Consider the following 23,581-nt stretch of genomic DNA (forward strand, 5'->3'; position numbering starts at 1 on the left):
ATGGCCGCCCTTCAATATCCTTATTCCTATTGATTGGTTCGCCTGGTTTCGGCGGGACGCTATTGTCGAGCGCTCGTACGGTCTCACTCACTCCACCCAAAACACAATGAGAGTTCAGTCATGAAACTACCACGTTCGCTACGCCTCACCGGCTCAGTTCTGCTCAGCGCGATCGCGTCGATCGCCATGGGCTTCAGCACGCTCGCATTGGCCGGCGTCGCGCTGGATCTCAGTCCGCAGCAACCGGACCGGATCCGCGTGCAAAAAGATCCGGCGGCCGTGAAAGCCGTGTCCGCGCAGTTTCGTTTCGTGAAAGACGACACGCTGACGATCGGCATTCATCCGACCATCCCGCCGATCAGCACCTATGCCACCGACGCCAAAACCGTAGTCGGTTTCGATGCCGACCTCGCGCAAGTAGTCGCGGATAGCCTGGGTAGAAAGCTGGAGCTGGTGCCGGTGGCATGGGCCGACTGGCCGCTTGCGCTGGAGTCCGGCAAGGTCGACGCGGTGTTGTCGAACGTCACGGTAACGGAGGAGCGCAAGCTCAAATTCGATTTTTCCAGCTACCGTCAGGATCAGGTTGGCTTTTACGTGAAGTCCGATAGCAAGATCGTTTCGCTGAAGGAGCCGAAGGACGTGGCCGGCCTGCGAATTGTCACGGACTCCGGCACCAACCAGGAAAAGATCCTGCTGGCGTGGGACAAGGAGAATGTCGCGCACGGTCTGAAGCCGGTCGCCGTCCAGTACTACGACGACGTTGCCGTGAGGAATCTCGCGCTTCAAGCCGGCCGCGCCGATGCCGTCTTCAGCGTCAATGCGACCCAGGCTTATCAGGCCGCGCAGCAAGGCAAGACCCGACTGGTCGGCACGGTAAGCGGCGGCTGGCCGCGCACCGCCGAACTCGCAATCGCGACGCGCAAAGGCAGCGGTCTCGCCGATGCGCTCACCACCTCGTTGAACGACCTGATTGCGTCAGGTACGTACACGCGTGTGCTGGACCGATGGAATCTCGGTTCGGAGGCGATCGCGCGGTCGGCGACTAATCCACCGGGGTTGCCGAAGCTCTGAGGCGGTTTCGCGAGCAAGCGCTCAGCGCGCGGCGCTGAGTTTTCGGGCTCGACGCCGCAAGTAGAGGTTATTGAGGATCAGTGCGAGTCCCGTCGTACACGCACCGGCAATCTGCGCGCGCGCTGGAACGACGCCGGTCAGCGACGACAGCACGAACGTCGTGACCGGCAGGACGTCCATGAAGAGCACGCCGTTGAGCGGCGTCAGAATCCGGTTGCCCATATTCCAGAACAGAATCGCGACGAAACCCGCAATCGGACCCATATAGAGCAGATGCGGCGCGATGGCCCACAATTGGCTGCCCGACGGCACGGGGACGACATGCAACGCGAACAGCAAAGCATTGAGCCCGAGGATTGTCGTCAAGCCGAGCCACAAGGTCACTGTGGTGTACTTCAGCGCCGACCAGCGCTTGAAGTGCGAGGCGCTGAACGTGTAGATGACCCAGCAGAGCGCGCCGACCAGAATCAGGCCATTCGCCGAATAGTGCTGCGGTTCGTGCAGCGCCGACACGACATCGCCTTTCGTGACCACCAGCGAGACGCCGACGAACGACATCAGAATGAAGAGCAGCGTCACCACCGGCGGCATGCTTTTGCGGACCAGCGAGTTCAACAGCAAGCCCATCATCGGCTGGGTCGCCATCATGATCGATGCGGTCAGCGCGCCTTGCGGGCCGGCGAGTTGCTGACCGAGAAACACAAATGAACCGAAGCCGCAAAATCCGACCGAGCCGAGCAGCCAGGCCAACGCAAGCGATCCGCCGTTCGGTCGCCATGCGCCCTTGCCTTCCTTGATTACCAATAGCGCGAGAAATGCCACGCCCGCGATCAGATAGCGCAGCGACGTGAAGGTGAACGGGTCGACGTGCGTCAGCGCGTCCGTCATCACGGGGAACATGATGCCCATCAACACGGTCGCCGCGACGCAGAACAGTACGCCTTTGCCATAGGAACCATGAGCGGCCGGCGTTGTGGCGCTTGCGGCTTCGGCACGACCGGCGGTGACTGTCGATAATCCAGGCGGCGTATTCATGAATGATCGTTCCAGAAATGGAGAAAAAATTTTAGAGCAACGCGCGCATCGTCATTTCAACGACGGGCACGAGATCTTTCTCGTGGAAATTCGCTTTGCCCAGCACACGAAAACCCTGGATCACGCACAACAGGAAGGTGCTGACCGCTTGCTCGTCGAGCGTGCAATTAAATTCTCCCGCTTGCTGGCCGCGGGTCACGGCAGCCGCGAGGTGCGACGCGATACGGCGCAAAGTGGCTTCGATATGCGGACGCAAAGCTTCGTCTGCGGGCAGCAGTTCGATGACGGCGTTCGTGATGAAACAGCCGTGACGTTGCGACAGCTTGGCTGACACCCTGGTGTAGTGCAGCAACGCCTGGCGTAACGCCTCTTGCGGCGACTCCGCCGCTTCCAGCCGCTCTTTCACGCGGGCGACCGCCCCATCCGCATATTGACCGAACGCAGCGACGAGCAGACCGTGCTTGTCGCCGAACGCACTGTAAAGACTGGCACGGAATAGACCCGTGGATTTGCACAGCGTCTCGATCGACGTAGCGTGATAGCCCTGCTGCCAGAAGACCCGACCTGCCGCTCGCGTGACTTCGTCGATATCGAACTCGCGCGGGCGTCCACGCTCGGCGGAAGCGGACGATGAGGGCGTGGGCGGGCTATGTCGTGGCATGGTGTGCGGATATTAAGACTGATCGTTCCACAAAGCAAGCGGACTGAAGGCCATATCGCCGAAGGAATTCGGCTTCCTTGCCGTGCCCTGGTACATGAGCAGCCTGCCCGTTTTCGGCTCGATCTGTATTTTTGCATTGTCCGTACTGGGACTGGCAGCAAAGATAAATGGCGGCAGCGCATCGACCGCTTTTGTCGCGCCAGTCATGTTTGGATCAGCGCTCTATGACTTCATCCAAATAGTCATGTCAGCGAGAAAATTGAAAAAATAGACGGACTGTTGTCCACTCGCCGACGCACAGAAATCGCCCATTCTTGCCGCGTCGAAATGGCACACCGCACGCCTCAGCAACCGTCTACATCTTGCCCATACCGGGCCGCCCGATCCCATCATCCTCAGATGAAACAGGGCGCCTGCGCGCCACGGACATCGGCGAGATCGCCGAGAAAACCGCAAACCCCAACACCATCGCGCAGATCGCACCAGCCGCGGCAAGCCGAAACATCAGCGTCTGAAAATAAGCCTCGGGCACACCAAACGCAAAGATCGAAACCAACGCGCCTAACTGGATGACAACCGCAGACATCGACGCGGTCACCAGACAGGCGCGCAACCTGACGGTAGTGGAAAGCTTCATGGGCTGCTGCCTGATAAGCAAAACGCGACGAGCGTTGCGCGCGCAACCAACCGTCCCAAACGACGAAACCGTCCGGGCGGCACACTACGCACATCACAGTACGCACATCAACCGACGTTCCAGCCTATCAAGCGAACCTTAATGGAACCTGATGCGGCGAGAATCTTCGCCGCACGAATCCCAGATCACCAGCGCACGCGCCCTAAGCCCCACGCGGACGCTTCACGCGCGCCCGCAGCGCCTCGATCTCGTCCAACAGGTCGAGCGCAAGCGCGATGCCCGGCGGGTTGATCTCCAGATCGTGCGCGAGGCGCTGCGCGGTTCGCACGCGCCGTAGCGCGACGCCGCTAAATCGCCACTCATCGGGCCGTTCGCCCGCGGGTTCGAACACGCCTTCGGAAACCCACAGCGTCATCTCTTCCGCCGACGCCCCGCTCACCCGGCACAACTCGACCAGCGTGAATTCGACGTTTTCATCGACGATCTGGCCTTCCATGTAAGTCGTCACAGTGGTCTCCTTCACGAGGATGATCCATAAAAGTGCGCGCGCGGATCGAAGCTGAAAGACCGGCGCATCGTCTCGTAAGCGGCCTTCGCGGCGTCGCTGTCCGCGGGCGGCAGCACGAGATTCAGCACCACGTACAGATCGCCCGGCGGGTTGGCGGGAATCCCCTTGCCTCTCAACCGTAGACGCCGTCCGCCTGCCGAGCCGGCCGGCACGGTCATCTCGACGGAACCGTCGACGGTCGGCACCGTGACCTGCGCGCCGAGCGCCGCTTCCCATGGCGCGACCGGCAACTCGATGGAGACGTCGCGGCCATCCACGCGAAAACGCGGATGCTCGCGAAAGCCGACTTCGAGGTAGAGATCGCCGGCGTTTTCGGGCGTCGAGCCGGGGCCGCCCTGGCCCGCCAGCCGCAGGTGCTGCCCCGCGCGAATGCCTTTCGGAATGGCGACGTCGAGCGTGCGCGTTTCCAGCGTGACATGGCCTTGCGCGTCGACCACCGGCATCTGTAGGGAAATGGAGCGCTGCGCGCCCCGATACGCGTCTTCGAGATCGATCAGCACCTTCGCGTGATGATCTTCGCCGCGCATGTCGAACGGCCGGTGCTGCGCCTGCGTCCCATGTCGGCCCTGCGGGCCGTGCGCGCCGCCGCCGAACATCTGCTCGAAGAACGACTGAAAATCGGCCTGCGCGCCGGCCTCATCACCCGCACCGCCTGCACCGCCCGCGCCACGGCCATGGAATTCGAAGCCCTCGTCCCAGTTCGGCGGCGGCTGAAATTCCTGACCGTTGCGCCATTCGCTGCCCATGCGATCGTAGGCGGCACGCTTCTCCGGGTCCTTGAGCACTTCGTAGGCTTCGCCCAGTTCCTTGAAGCGCTCCTCGGCGTCGGCCTCCTTGCTGACGTCCGGGTGATACTTGCGCGCGAGCTTGCGATACGAGCGTTTGATGTCGTCCTGAGACGCACCGCGCTCAAGCGCAAGCACCTCGTAATAGTCCTTGTATTTCATCCTGGCGGCAGCTCCTTGAGGTCAGGAAGCAGCCGTGCGGCGCCTGCGCGCCGCACGGCAGTCACCGTTTTACTTTATACCAATCTGGGCGGCCCGCCAGTGGCGCAGCCCATATGGAAACCCGCCCCAACCGACGGCGGTCCATCAAATGCCGGGCAGTACCGGATACGGCTCCGTGTGGTCTTCCACCCGCTTCACGCCAGGAATACCTTCGGCCGCCACCCGCACCGCTTCGACGGCTTCCATCGAATGGAACACGCCCCAGAGGTGAATCACGCCGTCCGTCACGACGACGTTGCGCCCCGCGAACGCCCACGTGTGACCGGCCAGTTCGCCGAGCAGCATCGCGCGGATCTCGCGGTCGGAGAAGGTGGTGTCGGGTGCCGGTTCCTCGGGCAGGCTCGCCAGCGCCTGAACCAGGTTGGCGCGGCTGACAATGCCGGTGAGCTGTCCCGCCTTGGTGACCGGCACGCGTTTGATGCGACGTGTTTCGAGCAGGTTGGCGATTTCGCCGAGCGGCATGTCTTCGTCCACCGAGACCACCGGGCTCGACATGATGTCCTGCACGTGCATCGCATGTGACTTGACGTAGCCGCGGGCGTCGTCGTTCGTGGAGAACAGTTCGAGCCACGACGATCGGCGGCGTTGTTCGGTGCCGATCTCCACGCGATGCAGCAGATCGCCTTCGCTGATCATGCCGATCAACTTGCCGGCTGCATCGACCACGGGCGCGCCGCTGATCTTGCGCTCCACGAAAATGCGCGCGACTTCGCGCACGGTCATCTCGGGTTTGACGGCAATGACGTTACTGGTCATCACATCGGCTGCACGCATGATGAATCTCCCTGACGGTTGCGTTGAATGTTTTGCCGCACGCTCACTCCGCGCGGCGCGTTGCCTGAGCATGGCCGTGAGGCCGTATGACGCACGGCGGTTATGACACTTCGATAATCACTTTCAGCGCATGCGTTTCGGCCGCGCGGCTGAAGGTGTCGTAAGCGCCGGCCATGTCTTCGAGCTGGAAGCGATGCGTGATGAGCCGCGTGGGATCGATGCGTCCCGCGCTCACGGTTTTCAGCAGCATCGGCGTGCTGATCGTGTCGACCAGCCGCGTGGTGATCGAGATATTGCGGTCCCACAGCTTGTCGAGATGCAGATCGGCCTTCACGCCGTGCACGCCGACGTTGGCGATCACGCCGCCCGGCGCGACCAGCGCTTCACACAACTCGAAGGTTGCGGGCACACCCACCGCTTCGATCGCGCAGTCGACGCCGATCTGTCCGGTCAGCGCGAACACCGCGTCGACCGGATCGACCCGGCCGCTGTCGATGCACGCCGTGGCGCCGAAGCGGCTCGCCACCTCCAGCCGGTTCGGGTCGAGATCGATCATCACGATCTGCGCCGGCGAATAGAGTTGCGCGGTCAGCAGCGCGGCGAGGCCGATCGGCCCCGCGCCGACAATCGCCACGGTGCTGCCGGGCTGGACCTTGCCGTTCAGCACGCCGCACTCGAAGCCGGTCGGCAGAATGTCCGACAGCATCACCAGCGCTTCTTCGTCGGCGCCGGCGGGAATCGGGTACAGACTCGTTTCGGCGTGCGGGATGCGCACGTATTCGGCCTGGGTGCCGTCGATCCGGTTGCCGAGAATCCAGCCGCCGGTGGTGCAATGCGAATACATCGAGCGGCGGCAGTAGTCGCAGCGGCCGCACGACGAAATACACGAAATCAGCACGCGGTCGCCGGCCTTCAGCGTCGACACCGCCGCGCCGACTTCCTCGATCACGCCGACGCCTTCGTGGCCAAGCACGCGTCCCGGCTCGCAGCTCGGCACGTCGCCCTTGAGGATATGCAGATCGGTGCCGCAAATCGTGGTGCGCGTCATGCGGACGATCGCATCCGTGGGAGCGATGAGGGTGGGCATCGGCCGTTCGTCGAGCGACTTCTTGCCGGGACCGTGATACACGAGCGCTTTCATGTGCTGCCTCCGTGGTACGCAATGAGCAATGAGCTTGCAGGACTGACTTTAAGCTCGTCCACGCCCTGCCCATTGACGTGCATCAAGCGATCCCTTTGCCCGCCGAAGCCTCGCTCGCTGCGACCGTTGCTTGATCCAACGCAACCGCATCGGCGCGGGCCGCGCGTATGTTGAGCCGACGTCCGCTGTCCGTATTGGGGGCATGGCGGCGTTTATCGAAAGGACCTCCCTCGTGCAAAAAACTGATCCGCTTCACCACGCAACTCGCCACGCCGACCTCGCTACCGACCGACTCGCCGACACGGCGGACGGCCAGTTCTACCTGGTCGGCGGCGGCATCGCCGCAATGGCGGCCGCGGCCTTCCTGATCCGCGACGGCCGGGTACGTGGCCGCGACATCACGATTCTCGAAGCGCTCGACAAACCCGGCGGCAGCCTCGACGGCGCGGGCACGGCGCAAAGCGGTTACGTGGTGCGCGGCGGGCGCATGCTCGAAAGCAAGTATCTGTGCACCTACGATCTGTTCTCGTCGATCCCCACGCTCGACGACAGCAAGAGCGTCACGCAGGAAATCTTCGACTGGACCGAGACGATCCGCACCTCGTCGACTTCGCGGCTGGTCAGGAACGGGCGACGCGAAGCCGCGCCCGCGTACGGGCTCGACGAAAAACATCTGCTCACGCTGGGCCGTCTGTCGATCGAACCGGAACGGATGCTCGCCGACAGCCGGATTGCCGACCACTTCGACGCGTCGTTCTTCGAGACCAATTTCTGGCTGATGTGGTGCACGACCTTCGCGTTCCAGCCGTGGCATAGCGCGGTCGAATTCCGCCGCTATCTGCTGCGTTTCGCGCATATGTCGGCGGGCTTCAACCAGTTGCACGGCATCATGCGCACGGTCTACAACCAGTACGATTCGATGGTGCTGCCGCTGCGCCGCTGGCTGGACGATCACGGCGTGGTCTTCGAAGCGGACACCTGCGTGACCGATCTGCTGGTCGACGAGACGGACACGCTCAATCGCGTGCGCGGGCTGGTCTGCGAAACCGCGCAGCGGCGTGTCGAGTTGCCGGTCGGCCCCGCCGACAAAGTGATCGTCACGCTCGGTTCGATGACCGCCGCGTCGAGTCTGGGCGGCATGGATCGCCCCGCGCCGTTGAACACTGTGGACAGCACCGGCGCCTGGCGTCTGTGGAAAAACATCGCCGCCGGCCGGCCCGAATTCGGCCACCCCAGCGTGTTCGCCGATCACACCGATGCGTCGAAATGGCTCTCTTTCACCGTGACGCTGCGCGATCCGACGCTGTTCCGGCTGATCCGCGATCTGACCGGCAACGTGCCGGGCGAAGGCGGTCTGATCACGTTTCCGGAATCGAGCTGGCTGGCCTCCATCGTGTTGCCGCATCAGCCGCATTTCATCGGCCAACCGGCCGACGTGCAGGTGTTGTGGGGCTACGGATTACGCGTCGACGAGCCGGGCGATTTCGTCGGCAAACCGATGCACGCCTGCACCGGCCGCGAAATCCTGACGGAGATGCTCGGTCATCTGCAGATCGACGCCGAAGCCGCTCGAATCCTCGATCACGCCAATTGCATTCCATGCATGATGCCGTTCATCACGAGTCAGTTCCTGCCGCGCAAGCATGGCGACCGGCCGGCCGTGACGCCGGAAGGCTGGCGCAATCTCGCCTTCATCGGGCAGTTCTGCGAGTTGCCGGACGATGTGGTGTTCACGGTGGAGTATTCGGTGCGCTCGGCGCAGAACGCCGCTTATGCGTTGCTCGATCTCGATCGTGCGGCGCCGGCAGTCTACAAGGGGCAGCACGATCTGCGGGTGGTGCATCAGGCGTTCTCTTCGCTGCGGGACCGGACGTAGAGAGCGTGATCTGAATCAACGCCGCGCGGCCTCGCGCTCATAGACTCGGGGCACACGTTTGTGCGTCGCATGTGCGTCGTTCGTTCACTTTCGGAGCCTTGCCATGAGCTACAGGACCCTCGTCGTTCATCTGGATACGAGTCTGCGCGCGCATCCGCGTCTGGAACTCGCTATCACCCTCGCCAGACAGTTCGGCGCGCATCTGACCGGCGTGTTTGCGCTGTACACGCCGAATCCGCGTTCGCTCGACGTGATGTCCGGCACGTCCGGTTACTTCGAGGCGCACCAGCAGTTGCGTGCCGAGCGGCGTGGCGCGCTCGAACGGCTCTTTCATGCGGAGCTGAAGCGCGCCCAGGTGCCGGGCGAGTGGCTCGCCACCGATCAGGCGGCCACGCTCGCCATGCCGCAACTGGGCCATTGCGCGGACCTGATCATTGCCGGTCAGGACGACCCGCAGGATCCGGAGGCGTACGTCGGCGACAATTTCGCGGCCAACCTCGTGCTGTCCGCCGGCCGGCCGGTGCTGCTGGTGCCCTACGCGGGCAGCGTCGAGTCGGCCGGGACACACGTCCTGGTCGGCTGGGACGGCAGCCGCGAAGCTGCCCGCGCGGTCCACGACGCGCTGCCGTTCATGCGCTCGGCCGCGCGTATCACGGTCGTGGCAGTGAACGGCGCGCATCGCGACGCGACGGCGCGGATTCCGGTGGCCGGCATTGCCACGGCGATCGCGCGGCATGGCGTCCATGTCGAGACCCGCGACGTCACGGTCGATTTGGAGGCGTCGGTCGGCGATACGCTGCTCTCGGAAGCGGCCGGACTCGGCGTGGACCTGCTGGTGATGGGCGGCTATGGCCGTACGCGCTGGCAGGAACTGGTGCTGGGCGGCGCGACCCATACCGTGATGCAGTCGATGACCTTGCCGGTGCTGCTGTCGCATTGAGCCGGCGAGCCGGGGCATCATGTCGGACGCACTGGTACGAATCGCGCAAATCGCGGAAAATGCGCGGAGCGGGTTCGGCGCGCGGCTTGCATGAGTAGGCGCCGCGCGGCCACCGCTGATCGTTGACTACTGCTTTGCTGGCCGCGCTCGTCCGTCGAGATATCGCGCCGTTCCTGATCCGCCCCGCGCTGTTATCGGTACGACTTGCGGATCGATCTTCACTCCAGGAGGCGCCCATGCCCTGTCGCGGTAAAACGCCCCTCACACCCGAATCGCCTTCCGCGTCGCCAACGCCTGCGCCCGCGCGCGCACCGACCACCCAGCGGTTGCGACGCCCCGCCCTGATCGCGGCGACGACACTGGCCGTCGCGCTGGCCATTGCATTTACCGCGTGGCAGTGGGCCGTTTCAAGTTTCGCCGGCGACACCCCCGCGGCCGCTCACACCCTGCTGGCCGCGTATGTGATCGCAGCCTGCCTGCTCTGCGCCCTCGCCTTCGTCCTGGCGCTGCAGCACGGCGGCTCCAGCGCGAGGAATGAGGCGCTCGACCAGTCGAGCCTGAACGAAGCGCGCATGATGGGCATCATCCGTTCGTCGATGGAAGCGATCATCACCGTCGACGAACGCCAGAACATCGTCATCTTCAATCCCATGGCCGAGCATGTGTTCGGCTGCAGCGCGCACGAGGCGATCGGCGCGTCGCTGGCGCGCTTCATCCCCGAACGGTTTCGTGCGGGCCATGACCGGCATGTCGCCCAGTTCGGCGTCACCGGCGTCTCCGAGCGGCAAATGGGCCGGCAGCAACGCGTGCTATTCGGCCTGAGAAGCAACGGCGAAGAGTTTCCTATCGAAGCGTCGATCTCGCAGGTGCGCGACGGCGACAGCAAGCTCTACACGGTCATGCTGCGCGACATCACCGAGCGCTTCGAGGCGGAAAGCGCGCAACGCAAATCGCGCGAGGAATTGCGCGAACTGTCGGCCAATCTGCAAAAGGTGCGTGAGGAAGAGAAGACCCGCATCGCCCGTGAATTGCATGACGATCTCGGCCAGCAACTGACCGCGCTGAAAATGGACCTCTCGTCGGTCGAGCAGGCGCTGGACACCCGCACCGACCCCGAGGTGCTGCAACAGCTCGGCGGCATGCGCCGGCTGATCGATGCAACGGTCGCGTCGGTGCGGCGGATCGCCGCCGATCTGCGGCCGGTCATGCTCGACGACCTCGGCCTGATTCCGGCGATCGAATGGCTCGCCAACGACTTCACGAACCGCTACGGGATCGATATAGATCGCGACGTCGAGGTCGGCGAAGCGAATTTCACCCCGGCCGGCGCGACCACGCTGTTTCGTATCGTGCAGGAGGCGCTGACCAACGTCGCGCGTCACGCGGAGGCCACGCTCGTCACGCTCACCGTGCGGCTGGACACGGACACCTGCATCGTGCGGATCGCGGACAATGGCCACGGCGCGAGCCGTTCCACCGCGCCCACCGAAAAATCATTCGGCTTGCTCGGCATACGCGAACGCGCGCACATGCTGGGCGGCACCGTCGACATTCATACGGTCAACGGCCAGGGTTTCGCGCTGACGGTGCGCTTCCCGGCCACGGCCGTGCAACAGCAGGAGATGGAAACATGATTCGAGTGCTGATAGCCGACGATCACGCGCTGGTGCGCGACGGTCTGCGGCATATCCTGCGCAACGCCGACGGCTTCGAAGTCGTCGGCGAGGCCAACGACGGCGCGAGCGCGATCGCGCTCGTCCGCTCGCAAGCCGCCGAGGTACTCGTGCTCGATCTGTCGATGCCCGGGCGCAACGGCGTCGAACTGATCAAGCAGATCAAGGAGGAAATGCCGGCGCTGCGAATTCTCGTGCTGACCATGCATGCCGAGCAGCAATACGCGGTGCGCGCATTCAAGGCGGGCGCGTCGGGCTATCTGACCAAGGAAAGCGCCAGTGCGGAGCTGGTCGCGGCGGTCTCCAAAGTGGCGTCCGGCGGCGTCTACGTGAGCCTCGCCATGGCCGAGCGTTTCGCGCAGAGCCTCAACGAGCCGGCCGACACGCTGCCGCATCAACGGCTGTCAGATCGTGAATTCGACGTGTTTCGCCGCATCGCCGCCGGCCAGACGCTCACCGAGATTGCCGGCGAACTGTGCGTCAGCAGCAAGACGGTCAGCACGTACAAGACACGCATCTTCGAGAAAATGCAGATGCCGCATGAAGCCGCGCTGGTGCGCTACGCGCTGCGCCACAAACTGCTCGGCGACGACGACGAAATTTGACGCCCGGCTTATCTGCAACGCCCCCGCTGTTCTTCTGACTGCAACACCTTCGTGTAGGAAATTCCCTACACGACTTCCTCCTCGCCTACCTGAAGTTCGTTCAGCGCCGATTTCTTTTTGAGATAGCGCGCCCGATACTGCCAGCCATGAACTCAAGCCCGTCACAACACGCGTTGCGCGTGTTCCTCGTCGAGGATGCGCTGGCCATTCGGGCGCGCATGGCGGCCCGTCTGGGTGCGATCGAAGGTGTCGAAATCGTCGGTGAAGCCGAGGAACCGGACGCCGCGCTCGCGGCGATCGGCGCGACTGCTGCGGACGTCGTGGTACTCGATCTGCGCCTCGCGGGCGGCACCGGTCTGGAGTTGTTGCAGCGCCTTGCGCAGCGCAACTCGCCGGTCGTCACGATGGTGCTGACGAACCATTCCGGCGCGTGGTTCCGGCAAGCCTGCCTGACGAACGGCGCGCGCTATTTCTTCGACAAGACCAGCGAATTCGATCTTGCCTGTCACACCATCAAGCGACTTGCCCACGCGCATTGCGCACGGGATCTCTATCATCTGGGAGCACACCATGTCTGATGTTGCCGACTACCTTGAAACCCGGCCGTTAACGCCGGCCGCGGCTGTCGTGCCGATCGTGCCGATCTCGTCTTTAACGGGCGCCGCCGTGTCGCCGCAAGCGAAACAGGCCGGGCTCGCGGCCCCCGACGCGAAACGCGCCGGCGTGCCCTGCTCGAGCTGCGCGATGCATTCCTTCTGCATGCCGGAAGGTTTGACGAGCGCCGAGGCCGAGCGCATCGAAGCGTTGATCTGCCCGTCGCGCACCATCCGCAATGGCGAGACGCTGTTTCGCACCGGCGATTCGTTCCAGAGTCTCTACGCGGTTCGCGCGGGTTCGTTCAAGACCATCGTGATGCATCGCGACGGCCGCGAGCAGGTCACGGGCTTTCATCAGGCCGGCGACATGCTCGGGCTCGACGGCGTCTGCTCAGGCCACCATAGTTGCGACGCGGTCGCGATCGAAGACAGCCAGGTCTGCATCATCCCGTTCCATCTGCTCGAGGCCATGTGCCGCGACGTCAAGGTCGTGCAGCAGCACGTCCATCGCATGATGGGCGGCGAGATTGTGCGCGAGGCGACGCTGATGATGCTGCTCGGCACGATGTCCGCCGAGCAGCGCGTGGCGACCTTCCTGCTGAACCTGTCGGGCAAACTGCAGAAACGCGGTTACTCGCCCGCCGAATTCCATCTGCGCATGACGCGCGAAGAGATCGGCAGCTATCTCGGCATGAAGCTCGAAACCGTCAGCCGGATGTTGTCCAAATTCCAGAAAGACGGTCTGGTCGACACGCACGGCAAACAGATCCGGATTCTCGACATGGAGGGTCTGCGTCGCGTGTAGATGCAACGACGCTACGGCACGGCGAAACGCAGGCGCAAACGCTGAGATTCAAGCGCTGAGATTCAACCGCTCAGACTCAAGCACTGTCGTGAGGCGTCGGAATCAGCAGCGCAACGAAACCGATCACGCCGATCACCAGCGCCGCCGCGCCGTAGTGAATGAAGCTGGGGCTGTCGTCCAGCAGGCCGCGGATCGCCGCGCCGATCCCCGCCAATGCCGTGAACACCGCCACCACCGCGCAAACGATTCTGGGTTCGCCACTGACCATGATGTCCTCCTGGGCCGAGGCACGCGAGGCACGGCGCGGAGGGTGTCCGCGAGCCGGCGAGTCGACGTAGAGAGATCATCATCGGCCTGTTGGCGGCCGAGCGGTTGATTTGCGGCAAAGAAATATCTGTCGCCGGCGAGCGGCCGTCTGTTCGATGCGGCGGTCGATTGGGCCGCCGCGTCCTGAACGATCCGATCTCGTTACCGCCGCCCCTCACGCGGCGGCGCATCACGTCTATGTCAGATCGCCCGCCTCGATCAGTTCGCCTTCGTGCAACCGCAGCGGCGCCCCTGTTCAGCCCCGGCGAATCACTCCGGCTGCGGCCGTACGCGCGCGGAAGGCTGCAAATCGGGCTCATGCGGCTTGTCCGCTTTGCCCGCGTCCGCTGAATCAGCCGCACCGGCATGCGCGAGGCGCTTGACCCGCTCAGCCACGTTCCTCGCACCGCGTCGCGCCCGCATCGCCAGTAGTCCCCAGATCGAATTGACGATCTGCACGGTCCACGCGGTGCTCGCCTCGTCGCGCGACCAGTACGATTTGAAGCGCTCGACACCGACGCCGAAGTCGAGGTCGTAACCGTTATCGAAGGCCCATTTGACGCATTGCTCGACCGCGATCAGGCCGGGACAGCATTTGCCGACGTACGGGTCGTAGCCCGCGAAAATTGCGCTGGCCCACGGATTGCCGAGACTGACGATAATCCCGGCCACCGGCGCTTCGTCCAGCGTGACCACGATCAGGCGCGCCATGGACGGCACATCGGCCGAGTAGATCAGCTTGCCGAGAAAACGCTCGAACTCCGGCGAATCGAGCCACACGCTGCGTTTGCCGACCCGGTCGCTCCAACTGCGCTTGCAGTTGAACATCCATTCGATGACCGCCGCGGTCTCGCTTTCCTCCGTGGGATCCATCACACGCACCGCCACCTCGCCTTCCTTCGACAGCCGGTTCGCGAAGGTGCCGGGCCGTTTGCCGAACAGCGTGCCGAGCGAGCTGCAATACTCGTCCCACGTCCCCTGACCGCGCAGTTTCGCCGCCGACGCGTTGTGCGCTTCGGCGAACAGCACATGACGCTCCTGTGTCACCAGCCGATGCAGATCGAGCATGTTGCGCACATACGGCAGGTGAATGAAATCGGCGCCGCAGCGCCGCCGGGCGGTGTGCCAGGCGCCTTCCACCCGGGCCGTCGTCGCCGCGTCGTTCTCGACGAGGACGCTCGTGTAGTCGCCGCCTTCGGGACCGAGCGGCACCAGATAGGTCCACAGCACGCGCTTCACCGTTTCGAGCGGCCAGATCATCACCAGTTGCCCGGCTTCACGACACACGATGCATTTGAGCCCGCGGCCATGCGGCTTCGTCACATGTTTCCATGCGAGCCAGCAAAAACTGAACGACTGGTAGTAATAACCGTGCGCCCTTAACCAGAGCGCATCCCATTCGGGCTGCAATGCGCGAAAATCGTCTTCGTCGCTGATGATGTCGTAACGCCGCGTGCTCGGGGTGCCCGGGGTACTTTGCGTGCTGTGCCCGGTCTGCGTAATCGCGTCCACATTGGCTCCCGGAAAGCCGGACGTGTTGACGCGCGCGCAAGTACGTCGCGGACACGAAGCATCGCCGGCATGGGTGAAAACGGATGCGCAAAGCATGCGCCGGAGCGTTATTCGCGTGTGTGCGGTGCCGAACATTACAGTACCGCAACACGACATTTCAAAACCTTTCAGTGGCGCCGAACGAGCGCCGCGCAGGAATCGCCGTTGTGCCCCCGTTGTGCCCCCGTTGTGCCGCGGTTGCGTCGCAACTGCGTTATTCTTTGCGCCGAAGGCTCGCCACGAGGAGGCAATCATGAATAACAGACGTTTTTGCTATCGGTCTCTGGGCGCGGCGGCCGCCCTGCTGCTCATGCTGTTCACGTTGCTGACCCCGCCGCCCGCACGGGCGAGCGAAGAAGGCGCCAACGCCAGCACCGAAGCCGCCGGCCAGCGCGCGCGATTTCTCCAGGACTTCTGCGGCGCGTCGCCGGAAGACATCGCGCAATACAAGGACAAGCTCAGCAAGATCCTCACCGAAGCGAGCGACTTCGAGACCCGCTGGCAGAACGGCTGGCGGCTCGGCGAACGCGACGCGCTGCAGTTGCGCGCGCTGCAACTGAATTCGCCGGCCGAATTCGCCACGCGCGTCAAAAACAATTGCGAGCGCGTCAAGTGGCAGGCCGACAACTCGCTGCGGCCACGCCCACCCAAGTAGTCCGCGCCGCGAAACTGTTATTCTTCACGCTCTTTCGACCGTCATCTGGTCCCCTGCCGCCTCCGGGCGGCCTCCCCAAGCGGCGCTCATGCGCCCGGCATCCAAGAGACAGGTATCTGCATGTTCGGTTTTCTGCGTGGCTATTTTTCCAATGACCTGGCCATCGACCTCGGCACGTCGAACACCCTGATTTATATGCGCGGCAAGGGCATCGTGCTGGACGAGCCCTCGGTCGTGTCGATTCGCCAGGAAGGCGGTCCGAACGGCAAGAAGATCATTCTGGCCGTCGGCAAAGAAGCAAAACAGATGCTCGGCAAAGTGCCGGGCAACATCGAGGCGATCCGCCCGATGAAAGACGGCGTGATCGCCGACTTCAACATCACGCAGCAGATGATCAAGCGCTTCATCCAGATGGCGCACGAGACGCGCATGTTTGCGCCGTCGCCGCGCATCATCATCTGCGTGCCGTGCGGCTCGACCCAGGTCGAGCGGCGCGCGATCAAGGAGGCCGCGCACAGTGCCGGCGCCTCGCAGGTCTATCTGATCGAAGAGCCAATGGCGGCGGCCACCGGTGCGGGGCTGCCGGTGTCGGAAGCGACCGGGTCGATGGTGGTCGACATCGGCGGCGGCACGACCGAAGTGGGCGTGATCTCGCTCGGCGGCATCGTGTACAAAGGCTCGGTGCGGGTGGGCGGCGACAAGTTCGACGACGCGATCGTCAATTACATTCGCCGCAACTACGGCATGCTGATCGGCGAGCAAACCGCCGAAGCGATCAAGAAGGAGATCGGCTCCGCGTTTCCGGGCTCCGAAGTCCGGGAGATGGAGGTCAAGGGCCGCAATATGTCGGAAGGCATTCCGCGCAGCTTCACGGTATCGAGCAACGAGATTCTCGAAGCGCTCACCGACCCGCTCAATCAGATCGTCTCCGCCGTGAAGATCGCGCTGGAGCAAACGCCGCCGGAACTGGGCGCGGACATCGCCGAGCGCGGCATTACGCTGGCGGGCGGCGGTGCGTTGCTGCGCGATCTGGACCGCCTGCTGGCCGAGGAAACCGGCCTGCCCGCGTTCGTCGCCGAAGCGCCGCTCACCTGCGTGGTGCGCGGTTCGGGCATGGCGCTGGAACGAATCGAGAAGTTTGGCGGGGCGTTCTCGTACGAGTGATTTTCGTGCGAGCGATTTTCGTTCGAGTAAGGCGGCGGCCGTTCAGGACACGAACGGCAACTTGCTGTCCCGCGCGGCCGCCAGCATGGACAGCGTGATCTTGCGCACCTCCAGCTTGCTCTGCGTGATATGCGCGCGTAGCAGGATGATCGCTTCGGTCATCCTGCCGCGTTCGATCAGGTTCAGCATGGTCGAATGTTCGTCGTAGGTGGCGCTGGTGCGGTGCGGCTTCAGAAAATCCAACCGCCGCACAATGCGAATCCGCTCGGTCACTTCGTTATGGACACGCAGCATTTCCGCATTGCCGGTGGCGGCCACCAGTTGCCGGTGAAAGTTTTCGTCCATGCCGAACATTTTCACCGGATCGCTCTCGCGCTGCGCGGGTTCGACACACCACACCGCCTTCAACGCATCCAGCACCGCATGCGCGGTGTCGCCACCCGCGCCGATCCGTTCGACAGCCGCCACTTCCAGCACGATGCGTAAATCGTAGAGCTGATCGAGCTGATCAAAGTTGATCGGCGAGACCTTCCAGCCGCGCCGGAAGCCGACTTCCAGATAGCCTTCGCGTTGCAGCCGGAACAGGCCGTCGCGCATCGGCGTGCGCGACACGCCGTAGTGTTGCGCGATGCCGTTTTCCGAAAAACGGTCGCCCGGAAACAGCCGGAAACTGAAGATGTCGTTTTTCAGTTGCTGATAAACCTGTTCGGCAAGCGGATTGGCCGCGCCCGGCGAACTGGCCGCAGCGGGCGCAGCGGGCGCCGCGGGCGGGTCCTGCGCGGTCGTGACGCTGCGTGTCTCGAGCAGATTCGTCGGGTCGTCGTTCATCTTGCCTGATTCCCTTTTTTCTTATTATCGGCGTTTCAGGGCGCGTTTATCGGGTCGAGTGCGTCGTTGTCGCGAATCGGGCCGATCAGGCTGACGTGAGCGGCGACGATTTTCCAGCCCTCAGTAGGACCGAGCCGCGCCCACGTCTGCATCTGGCGGCCGAGCAACGGTGTCGCGTCGCTGGTGAATTCGGTGCTGACCGTTGCAAAGTCGCGGCCGAAGGTCGTCACCACGGTGCGATGCAAGGTGCGCGAGGTCGGCACCGGCTCGCAACTCTCGCGCCACGCGCGAATCGCCGCCCCGCCATGCTGGATTTCGCCGATGCCGTAGCGCACCGTCTGCGGCGTGTGCCAGAACAGCGCGTTCATCGCGGCGATGTCGTGGTCGACCAGCGCCCGTTCGTAATCGGCAAACGCCGCCTGCACCTGCGCCACGATCTCCGGCTGATTTATTTCCATGCTGGGTGAGTCCCGTCGAGTTTCATCAAGGAAGACAGCGGCGCGGTCCAGCCGACAATACCGCCTTGCGAGCGCACCATGTCGAGCGTCGCCTGTTTGAACGCGGGGAAATAGCTCGCGGTCGCGTCTTCGATCAGCAGGCTGTCGTAGCCGCGATCGTTGGCTTCGCGCATCGACGTCTGCACGCACACTTCGGTGGTTACGCCGGCGAACACCAGGTGCGTGATGCCACGCAGCGCGAGTTCTTCGCCGAGGCGTGTCGCGTAGAACGCGCCCTTGCCCGGTTTGTCGATCACGAGCTCGCCGGCCAGCGGCGTGAGCGGCTCGACGATCGCATTGCCGGGTTCGCCGCGAATCAGAATGCGGCCCATCGGACCGGCATCGCCGATACGCATGTTCGGCGCGCCACGCAGACGTTTGGCCGGCGGGCAATCGGACAGGTCGGCGGCATGCGCCTCACGCGTATGCACGACCAGCCAGCCATGGCGACGCGCGAACGCCAGCAGCGCGGCCACGGCCGGCACGATTTCGGCGAGCAGCGAGACGTCGTTGCCGAGCGATTCGCCGAAGCCGCCCGGCTCGATGAAATCGCGCTGCATGTCGATCACGACGAGCGCGGTGGACGCGGCGTCGAAAGAAAACAGGCTGGGTTGAGCGTCGATCGTCGAGGTCGTGGCGGCGGTCATTCAATCGCTTCCTTGTCGTGTTCCGCGGGCACGGCGTGCCGCGCCGGGGTGTCGCCATGCCCCGCCATGTGTTGACCGAGCACGGCACGATCCGCGTGCGCCGCCGGGGTGTCGAACACCAGTTCGCCTTCGGCGATCACCATGATGCGGTCCGCCAGTTCCAGCAACTCGTCGAGGTCTTCGCTCACCAGCAGCACGGCCGCGCCGGCGTCCCGCGCGGCCATCAGACGCGCATGAATATCGGCCACCGACGCAAAATCGAGCCCGAAAACCGGGTTCGCGACGATCAGCACGTCCACCGGTTGGCCGAGTTCGCGCGCCAGCACCGCGCGCTGCACGTTGCCGCCCGAGAGCGTGCCGATCGCCCGTTCGGGCAGCGGCGGCCGCACGTTGAACTCCGCGATCCGCTGCGCCGCGCGCTCGCGCAACGCGCGACGGTCGAGCCACCAGCCGCCGCGCCGCAACGGCTCGCGGTCGAAGTCGCGCAACGCGAGATTCTGCGCAACGCTCATTGCGCCGACGCAGGCGTTTTTCAGCGGCTCCTCGGGGATCGCGAATACGCGTCGCTGGGTCATCTCGGCGCGGGTCGCGTGGTACGGCTTGCCGGCGATCCGCATGTCGCCGGTTTTGACGCGGCGCTGGCCGACCAGTGCTTCGACCAGTTCCTTCTGGCCGTTGCCGGATACGCCCGCGAGTCCGAGAATCTCGCCCGCTCGGACCGACAGCGTGGCGTGTTTCACCGCGGTGTGGCCGCGATCGTCTTCCACCGATACATCGCGCAGTGCGAGACGCACGGTGGCGGATTCGTCGAGCGGTTTGCGTGGGAGGCGTTCTACCTTGACGGCGGCAAGCACGGCGGCGTTGGCGGCGGCGGGTGTTGCGGTCGTGGTGGGCGTTGTGGTCGCCGTGCCCATCATCCACGCCGCGAGCTGGTCGCGGCTCGTGTCCGCCACCGCGCTCGTGCCGACCTGACGGCCTTTGCGCAACACCGTGACGTCGTCGGCATAAGCCATCACCTCGCGGAACTTGTGCGTGATCATCAGCACTGTCAACTCGCCGCGCGTGGTCAACGCGCGCATCAGGCCCAGCACCTCATCCGCTTCCTGCGGCGTCAGCACCGAGGTCGGCTCGTCGAGGATCAGAAAACGCTGCTGCAAATAAAGCTGCTTGAGAATTTCGAGCTTCTGCTTTTCGCCGGCCGCCAGCGCGGCGACCGGTGCGTCGAGCGGCAGCCGGAACGGCATGCGCTGCATGAACGCGGCGAGCGCGGCGCGTTCCGCTTTCCAGTCGATTTTCCACGGCATCTGGCCGCGCGCGAGCAACAGGTTTTCTTCGACCGACAGCCCGCTAGCCAGCGTGAAATGCTGATACACCATGCCGATGCCGAGCGCCTGCGCGTCGCGCGGCGAATGAATGTGGACCTCGCGGTCGTCGGCGGCGATCTGCCCGTCGTCGAGCAGGCCGTAGCCGACCAGCCCCTTGACCAGGGTGCTCTTGCCCGCGCCGTTTTCGCCGAGCAGCGCGTGAATCGTGCCGGCTTTCACCTTGAGCGAGACGCCGTCCAGTGCGCGGAATGCGCCGAACGATTTGCCCGCGTTCATCACTTCCACGCCGAGCGCTTGTCGCTGTGCCGTCGCCATGATCAGCCACCCAAGGTCTGGAGCAGCGCGGTCGAGTTCGAGACCGTGCCGAATACGCCGCCTTGCATCGTGATCATGTGCAGGGCGGCGGCGTGATTGCCGGGATCGGTCGCGCCGCAACAGTCGGCCAGCAGCGTGCATTCGAAGCCGCGGTCGTTGGCTTCGCGCATGGTCGTGTGGACGCAGACGTCGGTGGTAATGCCCGTCAGAATCAGATTGACGATGCCGCGCGTGCGCAGGATCAGTTCGAGGTCGGTCGCGCAGAACGAGCCCTTGCCCGGTTTGTCGATCACGATTTCGCCCGCCAGCGGCTTCAGTTCGTCGATGATCTCCCAGCCCGGTTCGCCGCGCACGAGGATCCTGCCACACGGGCCGTCGTCGCCGATGCCCACGCCTTCGGTGCCCGCGCGACGGCTGCGCCAGCGCTTGTTGACGGGCAGGTCGGACAGATCGGGGCGGTGCCCTTCACGCGTATGGATGATCGTGAAGCCCTGCTCGCGCAGCGGCTTCAGCACACTGTTGATCGGCTCGATCGGCGCGCGCGTGAGCGACAGGTCGTAACCCATCTTGTCGACATAGCCGCCGTGGCCGCAGAAATCCGTCTGCATGTCGATGATCACGAGCGCGGTGTTGTCCGGGCGCAGGTTGCCGTCGTAGGGCCATGGGTACGGCTTGGCTTCGATGAATCGGGTCATGGTCGGCATGTCCTCGTTGGGGTTCGTGTGCGCCGAAGGAAAATGCGTTCGGCTTTCCGTGTGCGGCGAAAGCAGCAACAACGTCTGCAGCGGCGTGAACATTTCAGCGGGTCAGGCTGAGTTCGCCGGGCGCGCCCGCGAGGGTGCGATCCGGACGGCAATTGACGATCATGATCGCGAGCGTCAGCACATACGGCGCGGCGTTGAACAGGTAGTAGCCGCTGGTTACGCCGACCGCCTGCAACGCGGGCCCGAGCGCGCCGGCCGCACCGAACAGCAACGCGGCCCACAGGCAGCGCAACGGTTGCCAGCGCGCGAAAATCACCAGCGCGACCGCCATCAAGCCTTGTCCGCTGGAGAGCCCTTCGTTCCAGCTCCCCGGATACACCAGCGACAGATACGCCCCGCCGACTCCCGCGAACACACCGCCCACCGCCGTCGCGGCGATGCGTACGCGGGTGAGCGGATAGCCCATCGCGCGCGCGGTTTCGGCGTGATCGCCGACGAGCCGCAGCACCATGCCCCAGCGGGTATTGCGCAACCCCCATTGCAGAACGAAGGCCAGCGCCACGCCGATCACGAACAGCAGATTCAGATGCAGCGCGTTATGCAGTTGCGGCGACGACGACCACGCGCCGAGATCGATAAACGGCAGCATCGGCGCTTGCGGTTCGATGAAGGGTTTGCCGAGATAGAACGCGAGTCCGGTGCCGAGCAGCATCAACGCGATGCCGAACGCAATGTCCGACACGCGCGGCAACGAACACACGAGACCGTGCAGACAGCCGAGCAGCAAACCGACCAGTCCGGCGGCGAGCACGCCCACCCACGGCGAGCCGCTCAGAAACGCAGCGGCATAACCGCTCATCGCGCCGGAGACGAGAATGCCTTCAAGGCCGAGATTCACGCGCCCGCCCTTCTCGGTCAGACACTCGCCGAGACTGACGAACAGATAAGGCGTGCTGACGCGGATTGCGCCGGCGAACAGCGACAGCAACAGGATCACGATGGGCGAGTGCATATCAGGCATGGGTCTGCTCCAGTTGCACGGCAGGTTCGGTGCGCGCGGCGGCCTGCAATTTGACGCGCCACGCGGCAATCCGGCGGCCGAGCGCTTCCCACGCGAGCAGGTTGGCGAACAGCAGGCCTTGCAGCACCAAGGTGGTGGCGTCGGGCAGATCGAGATGCCGTTGCAGCAGGCTGCCGCTCGCTTCGATGCCGCCGATCATCAACGCGCACGCAATGATGGCGAGCGGATTCTGGCGCGCGGCGAAGGCCACCAGGATGCCCGCGTAACCGTAGCCCGCGAGCAGCGACGCATTCGCGCTGCCCTGCACCGCCGCGACCTCGAACATGCCGCCGAGGCCGGCCGCCGCGCCGCCGAGCACGCAGGCGCTCAGCGCCAGCAGGTTGACGGGCAGGCCAACCAGCCGCGCGGCGCGATTGCTGCCGCCCACCACGCGCATCGCGAAACCTTGCGTGCTGAACTTCACGAAGACCCACGCGGCGATACATGCCACCACGCCCCAGAACAAGCCCCAATGCGTGTCGAGCCCCGGGATCGAGCCGATCATCAACGCGTCGGGCACCGGCAGCGTGGACGGCTTGTTCAGGCTCGCGGGATCGCGCAGCGGTCCTTCCACCAGATGCTTGAACACGGCGATCGCGATATACGACATCAGCAGGCTGCTGATCGTCTCGTTGACGCCGCGCCACTGCCGCAACGCACCGACCGCGCCGATCCAGATGCCGCCGGCCAGCATGCCGGCGAGCGCCATCAGCGGCGTGGCGATTAGCCAGGGCGTGTTGTGCGGCAGCAGTTGCGGGACGATCGCCGCGCCCAGCCCGCCGAGCGCGAGCGCCCCTTCGCCGCCGATCACGATCAGCCCGACCTGGGCCGGCAACGCCACGCACAACGCGGTCAGCATCAGCGGCGCCGCGCGCAGCAAGGTGCTTTGCCATGCGAACGACGAGCCGAACGCGCCTTCGAAGATCAAACCGATTGCATCGGGCGCGGGCTGCCCTTGCACCAGCAGGAACAGCGAAAACAGCAGCAAGGTGCCGAGCACCGCCAACACGGTCGGCAGCGCGGGCAGGAGCGACAGCAGCGCTCTCGCGGCGAAGGGATTGGGGGGATGGGCACGCATCACGGCTCCTCGATTCACGCAATTTCGTCAGGCAAACGCGTCAAGCTAAAACATCACGTACG

26 protein-coding genes are annotated in these 23,581 nt (G+C 64.4%); 9 read left to right on the forward strand and 17 right to left on the reverse strand.

The genetic code is table 11. The features are described from left to right. Window positions 1-186: 186 nt before the first annotated feature. On the forward strand, window positions 187-1,071 hold the full coding sequence (locus tag HWY05_RS00770; protein ID WP_231585148.1) for an ABC transporter substrate-binding protein: 885 nt from the start codon (window positions 187-189) through the stop codon (window positions 1,069-1,071). Between the two features lie 21 nt (window positions 1,072-1,092). Here the strand turns inward: HWY05_RS00770 and HWY05_RS00775 are convergent, their stop codons facing one another. From HWY05_RS00775 to HWY05_RS00810, 8 genes are all read right to left on the reverse strand, one after another. Next, complete coding sequence (locus tag HWY05_RS00775) at window positions 1,093-2,106, reverse strand: DMT family transporter (RefSeq protein WP_176057086.1); 1,014 nt, start codon at window positions 2,104-2,106, stop codon at window positions 1,093-1,095. 31 nt (window positions 2,107-2,137) lie between these two features. After that, window positions 2,138-2,767, reverse strand: coding sequence for a TetR/AcrR family transcriptional regulator (locus HWY05_RS00780; RefSeq protein WP_176057087.1), 630 nt, complete (start codon window positions 2,765-2,767; stop codon window positions 2,138-2,140). Window positions 2,768-2,779: 12 nt separating this feature from the next. Further along, window positions 2,780-2,974 (reverse strand): hypothetical protein, encoded by a 195-nt coding sequence (locus HWY05_RS00785; RefSeq protein ID WP_176057088.1) that lies wholly within the window; start codon window positions 2,972-2,974, stop codon window positions 2,780-2,782. A gap of 148 nt (window positions 2,975-3,122) precedes the next feature. After that, entirely contained in the window at window positions 3,123-3,404 is a 282-nt protein-coding gene (locus tag HWY05_RS00790) for a hypothetical protein (RefSeq protein ID WP_176057089.1), read from the reverse strand. Window positions 3,405-3,606: 202 nt separating this feature from the next. Further along, window positions 3,607-3,936 carry a chaperone modulator CbpM gene (locus tag HWY05_RS00795; protein ID WP_244146520.1) on the reverse strand — a complete coding sequence of 110 codons (330 nt, stop codon included), beginning with the start codon at window positions 3,934-3,936 and terminating at the stop codon, window positions 3,607-3,609. Further along, window positions 3,924-4,919, reverse strand: coding sequence for a DnaJ C-terminal domain-containing protein (locus HWY05_RS00800; RefSeq protein WP_176057090.1), 996 nt, complete (start codon window positions 4,917-4,919; stop codon window positions 3,924-3,926). Before HWY05_RS00800 ends, HWY05_RS00795 begins: the two co-directional genes overlap by 13 nt. Window positions 4,920-5,063: 144 nt before the next feature. Beyond that, window positions 5,064-5,753 carry a CBS domain-containing protein gene (locus HWY05_RS00805; protein WP_035557211.1) on the reverse strand — a complete coding sequence of 230 codons (690 nt, stop codon included), beginning with the start codon at window positions 5,751-5,753 and terminating at the stop codon, window positions 5,064-5,066. 100 nt (window positions 5,754-5,853) lie between these two features. Then, a complete protein-coding gene (locus tag HWY05_RS00810) occupies window positions 5,854-6,894 on the reverse strand; it encodes a zinc-dependent alcohol dehydrogenase family protein (protein WP_176057091.1) in 1,041 nt (346 codons plus the stop codon). A 232-nt stretch (window positions 6,895-7,126) separates the two neighbouring features. Between HWY05_RS00810 and HWY05_RS00815 the strand changes: the two genes are divergently transcribed. From HWY05_RS00815 to HWY05_RS00840, 6 genes are all read left to right on the forward strand, one after another. Further along, window positions 7,127-8,770, forward strand: a complete 1,644-nt coding sequence (locus HWY05_RS00815; protein ID WP_244146450.1) for an oleate hydratase — start codon at window positions 7,127-7,129, stop codon at window positions 8,768-8,770. Window positions 8,771-8,873: 103 nt separating this feature from the next. After that, complete coding sequence (locus HWY05_RS00820; RefSeq protein ID WP_176057092.1) at window positions 8,874-9,710, forward strand: universal stress protein; 837 nt, start codon at window positions 8,874-8,876, stop codon at window positions 9,708-9,710. 236 nt (window positions 9,711-9,946) lie between these two features. After that, a complete protein-coding gene (locus HWY05_RS00825; protein ID WP_063771804.1) occupies window positions 9,947-11,344 on the forward strand; it encodes a PAS domain-containing sensor histidine kinase in 1,398 nt (465 codons plus the stop codon). Continuing rightward, window positions 11,341-11,988 (forward strand): response regulator transcription factor, encoded by a 648-nt coding sequence (locus tag HWY05_RS00830; protein ID WP_035557218.1) that lies wholly within the window; start codon window positions 11,341-11,343, stop codon window positions 11,986-11,988. Before HWY05_RS00825 ends, HWY05_RS00830 begins: the two co-directional genes overlap by 4 nt. Window positions 11,989-12,134: 146 nt before the next feature. Then, window positions 12,135-12,566 carry a response regulator transcription factor gene (locus HWY05_RS00835; RefSeq protein WP_035557222.1) on the forward strand — a complete coding sequence of 144 codons (432 nt, stop codon included), beginning with the start codon at window positions 12,135-12,137 and terminating at the stop codon, window positions 12,564-12,566. Beyond that, complete coding sequence (locus HWY05_RS00840) at window positions 12,559-13,389, forward strand: helix-turn-helix domain-containing protein (RefSeq protein WP_176057093.1); 831 nt, start codon at window positions 12,559-12,561, stop codon at window positions 13,387-13,389. Before HWY05_RS00835 ends, HWY05_RS00840 begins: the two co-directional genes overlap by 8 nt. Window positions 13,390-13,465: 76 nt before the next feature. Here HWY05_RS00840 and HWY05_RS00845 read toward each other — a convergent pair whose 3' ends face one another. Further along, window positions 13,466-13,657 (reverse strand): DUF2964 family protein, encoded by a 192-nt coding sequence (locus HWY05_RS00845; RefSeq protein WP_176057094.1) that lies wholly within the window; start codon window positions 13,655-13,657, stop codon window positions 13,466-13,468. Window positions 13,658-13,965: 308 nt separating this feature from the next. Further along, entirely contained in the window at window positions 13,966-15,207 is a 1,242-nt protein-coding gene (locus tag HWY05_RS00850) for a GNAT family N-acetyltransferase (RefSeq protein ID WP_231585040.1), read from the reverse strand. Window positions 15,208-15,499: 292 nt separating this feature from the next. On the opposite strand from HWY05_RS00850, the gene HWY05_RS00855 reads away from it, so the two are divergent. Next, window positions 15,500-15,901 carry a hypothetical protein gene (locus HWY05_RS00855; RefSeq protein WP_035557227.1) on the forward strand — a complete coding sequence of 134 codons (402 nt, stop codon included), beginning with the start codon at window positions 15,500-15,502 and terminating at the stop codon, window positions 15,899-15,901. A gap of 120 nt (window positions 15,902-16,021) precedes the next feature. After that, window positions 16,022-17,065, forward strand: coding sequence for a rod shape-determining protein (locus HWY05_RS00860; RefSeq protein WP_035557230.1), 1,044 nt, complete (start codon window positions 16,022-16,024; stop codon window positions 17,063-17,065). 42 nt (window positions 17,066-17,107) lie between these two features. Here the strand turns inward: HWY05_RS00860 and HWY05_RS00865 are convergent, their stop codons facing one another. From HWY05_RS00865 to HWY05_RS00895, 7 genes are all read right to left on the reverse strand, one after another. After that, a complete protein-coding gene (locus tag HWY05_RS00865) occupies window positions 17,108-17,893 on the reverse strand; it encodes a GntR family transcriptional regulator (RefSeq protein ID WP_176057095.1) in 786 nt (261 codons plus the stop codon). A gap of 35 nt (window positions 17,894-17,928) precedes the next feature. Beyond that, complete coding sequence (gene hpxZ, locus HWY05_RS00870) at window positions 17,929-18,351, reverse strand: oxalurate catabolism protein HpxZ (RefSeq protein ID WP_176057096.1); 423 nt, start codon at window positions 18,349-18,351, stop codon at window positions 17,929-17,931. Next, the gene (locus tag HWY05_RS00875) at window positions 18,342-19,037 is read right to left on the reverse strand and encodes an isochorismatase family cysteine hydrolase (RefSeq protein WP_176057097.1); all 696 of its coding nucleotides are present in this window, start codon (window positions 19,035-19,037) and stop codon (window positions 18,342-18,344) included. Before HWY05_RS00875 ends, hpxZ begins: the two co-directional genes overlap by 10 nt. After that, window positions 19,034-20,677 carry an ABC transporter ATP-binding protein gene (locus tag HWY05_RS00880; protein WP_176057098.1) on the reverse strand — a complete coding sequence of 548 codons (1,644 nt, stop codon included), beginning with the start codon at window positions 20,675-20,677 and terminating at the stop codon, window positions 19,034-19,036. Before HWY05_RS00880 ends, HWY05_RS00875 begins: the two co-directional genes overlap by 4 nt. A gap of 2 nt (window positions 20,678-20,679) precedes the next feature. Next, window positions 20,680-21,372, reverse strand: coding sequence for an isochorismatase family cysteine hydrolase (locus HWY05_RS00885; RefSeq protein ID WP_176057099.1), 693 nt, complete (start codon window positions 21,370-21,372; stop codon window positions 20,680-20,682). 103 nt (window positions 21,373-21,475) lie between these two features. After that, window positions 21,476-22,402: an ABC transporter permease gene (locus tag HWY05_RS00890; RefSeq protein WP_051980811.1), complete on the reverse strand. Its 927-nt coding sequence runs from the start codon at window positions 22,400-22,402 to the stop codon at window positions 21,476-21,478. Then, complete coding sequence (locus HWY05_RS00895; protein WP_176057100.1) at window positions 22,395-23,519, reverse strand: ABC transporter permease; 1,125 nt, start codon at window positions 23,517-23,519, stop codon at window positions 22,395-22,397. The genes HWY05_RS00890 and HWY05_RS00895 overlap by 8 nt, the downstream gene beginning before the upstream one ends. Window positions 23,520-23,581: the final 62 nt, after the last annotated feature.

Origin of the sequence: Paraburkholderia sp. BCC1876 (genome assembly GCF_902833695.1) — a bacterium.
In the GTDB taxonomy this organism is placed as follows: domain Bacteria; phylum Pseudomonadota; class Gammaproteobacteria; order Burkholderiales; family Burkholderiaceae; genus Paraburkholderia.

What these genes read in the sequence shown, in the direction of transcription:
- HWY05_RS00770 (WP_231585148.1), top strand. Translation starts at nt 187, where the DNA reads ATGGGCTTCAGCACGCTCGCATTGGCCGGCGTCGCGCTGGATCTCAGT.
- HWY05_RS00775 (WP_176057086.1), bottom strand. Translation starts at nt 2,106, where the DNA reads ATGAATACGCCGCCTGGATTATCGACAGTCACCGCCGGTCGTGCCGAA.
- HWY05_RS00780 (WP_176057087.1), bottom strand. Translation starts at nt 2,767, where the DNA reads ATGCCACGACATAGCCCGCCCACGCCCTCATCGTCCGCTTCCGCCGAG.
- HWY05_RS00785 (WP_176057088.1), bottom strand. Translation starts at nt 2,974, where the DNA reads ATGACTGGCGCGACAAAAGCGGTCGATGCGCTGCCGCCATTTATCTTT.
- HWY05_RS00790 (WP_176057089.1), bottom strand. Translation starts at nt 3,404, where the DNA reads ATGAAGCTTTCCACTACCGTCAGGTTGCGCGCCTGTCTGGTGACCGCG.
- HWY05_RS00800 (WP_176057090.1), bottom strand. Translation starts at nt 4,919, where the DNA reads ATGAAATACAAGGACTATTACGAGGTGCTTGCGCTTGAGCGCGGTGCG.
- HWY05_RS00805 (WP_035557211.1), bottom strand. Translation starts at nt 5,753, where the DNA reads ATGCGTGCAGCCGATGTGATGACCAGTAACGTCATTGCCGTCAAACCC.
- HWY05_RS00810 (WP_176057091.1), bottom strand. Translation starts at nt 6,894, where the DNA reads ATGAAAGCGCTCGTGTATCACGGTCCCGGCAAGAAGTCGCTCGACGAA.
- HWY05_RS00820 (WP_176057092.1), top strand. Translation starts at nt 8,874, where the DNA reads ATGAGCTACAGGACCCTCGTCGTTCATCTGGATACGAGTCTGCGCGCG.
- HWY05_RS00825 (WP_063771804.1), top strand. Translation starts at nt 9,947, where the DNA reads ATGCCCTGTCGCGGTAAAACGCCCCTCACACCCGAATCGCCTTCCGCG.
- HWY05_RS00830 (WP_035557218.1), top strand. Translation starts at nt 11,341, where the DNA reads ATGATTCGAGTGCTGATAGCCGACGATCACGCGCTGGTGCGCGACGGT.
- HWY05_RS00835 (WP_035557222.1), top strand. Translation starts at nt 12,135, where the DNA reads ATGAACTCAAGCCCGTCACAACACGCGTTGCGCGTGTTCCTCGTCGAG.
- HWY05_RS00840 (WP_176057093.1), top strand. Translation starts at nt 12,559, where the DNA reads ATGTCTGATGTTGCCGACTACCTTGAAACCCGGCCGTTAACGCCGGCC.
- HWY05_RS00845 (WP_176057094.1), bottom strand. Translation starts at nt 13,657, where the DNA reads ATGGTCAGTGGCGAACCCAGAATCGTTTGCGCGGTGGTGGCGGTGTTC.
- HWY05_RS00855 (WP_035557227.1), top strand. Translation starts at nt 15,500, where the DNA reads ATGAATAACAGACGTTTTTGCTATCGGTCTCTGGGCGCGGCGGCCGCC.
- HWY05_RS00860 (WP_035557230.1), top strand. Translation starts at nt 16,022, where the DNA reads ATGTTCGGTTTTCTGCGTGGCTATTTTTCCAATGACCTGGCCATCGAC.
- HWY05_RS00865 (WP_176057095.1), bottom strand. Translation starts at nt 17,893, where the DNA reads ATGAACGACGACCCGACGAATCTGCTCGAGACACGCAGCGTCACGACC.
- hpxZ (WP_176057096.1), bottom strand. Translation starts at nt 18,351, where the DNA reads ATGGAAATAAATCAGCCGGAGATCGTGGCGCAGGTGCAGGCGGCGTTT.
- HWY05_RS00875 (WP_176057097.1), bottom strand. Translation starts at nt 19,037, where the DNA reads ATGACCGCCGCCACGACCTCGACGATCGACGCTCAACCCAGCCTGTTT.
- HWY05_RS00880 (WP_176057098.1), bottom strand. Translation starts at nt 20,677, where the DNA reads ATGGCGACGGCACAGCGACAAGCGCTCGGCGTGGAAGTGATGAACGCG.
- HWY05_RS00885 (WP_176057099.1), bottom strand. Translation starts at nt 21,372, where the DNA reads ATGACCCGATTCATCGAAGCCAAGCCGTACCCATGGCCCTACGACGGC.
- HWY05_RS00890 (WP_051980811.1), bottom strand. Translation starts at nt 22,402, where the DNA reads ATGCCTGATATGCACTCGCCCATCGTGATCCTGTTGCTGTCGCTGTTC.
- HWY05_RS00895 (WP_176057100.1), bottom strand. Translation starts at nt 23,519, where the DNA reads ATGCGTGCCCATCCCCCCAATCCCTTCGCCGCGAGAGCGCTGCTGTCG.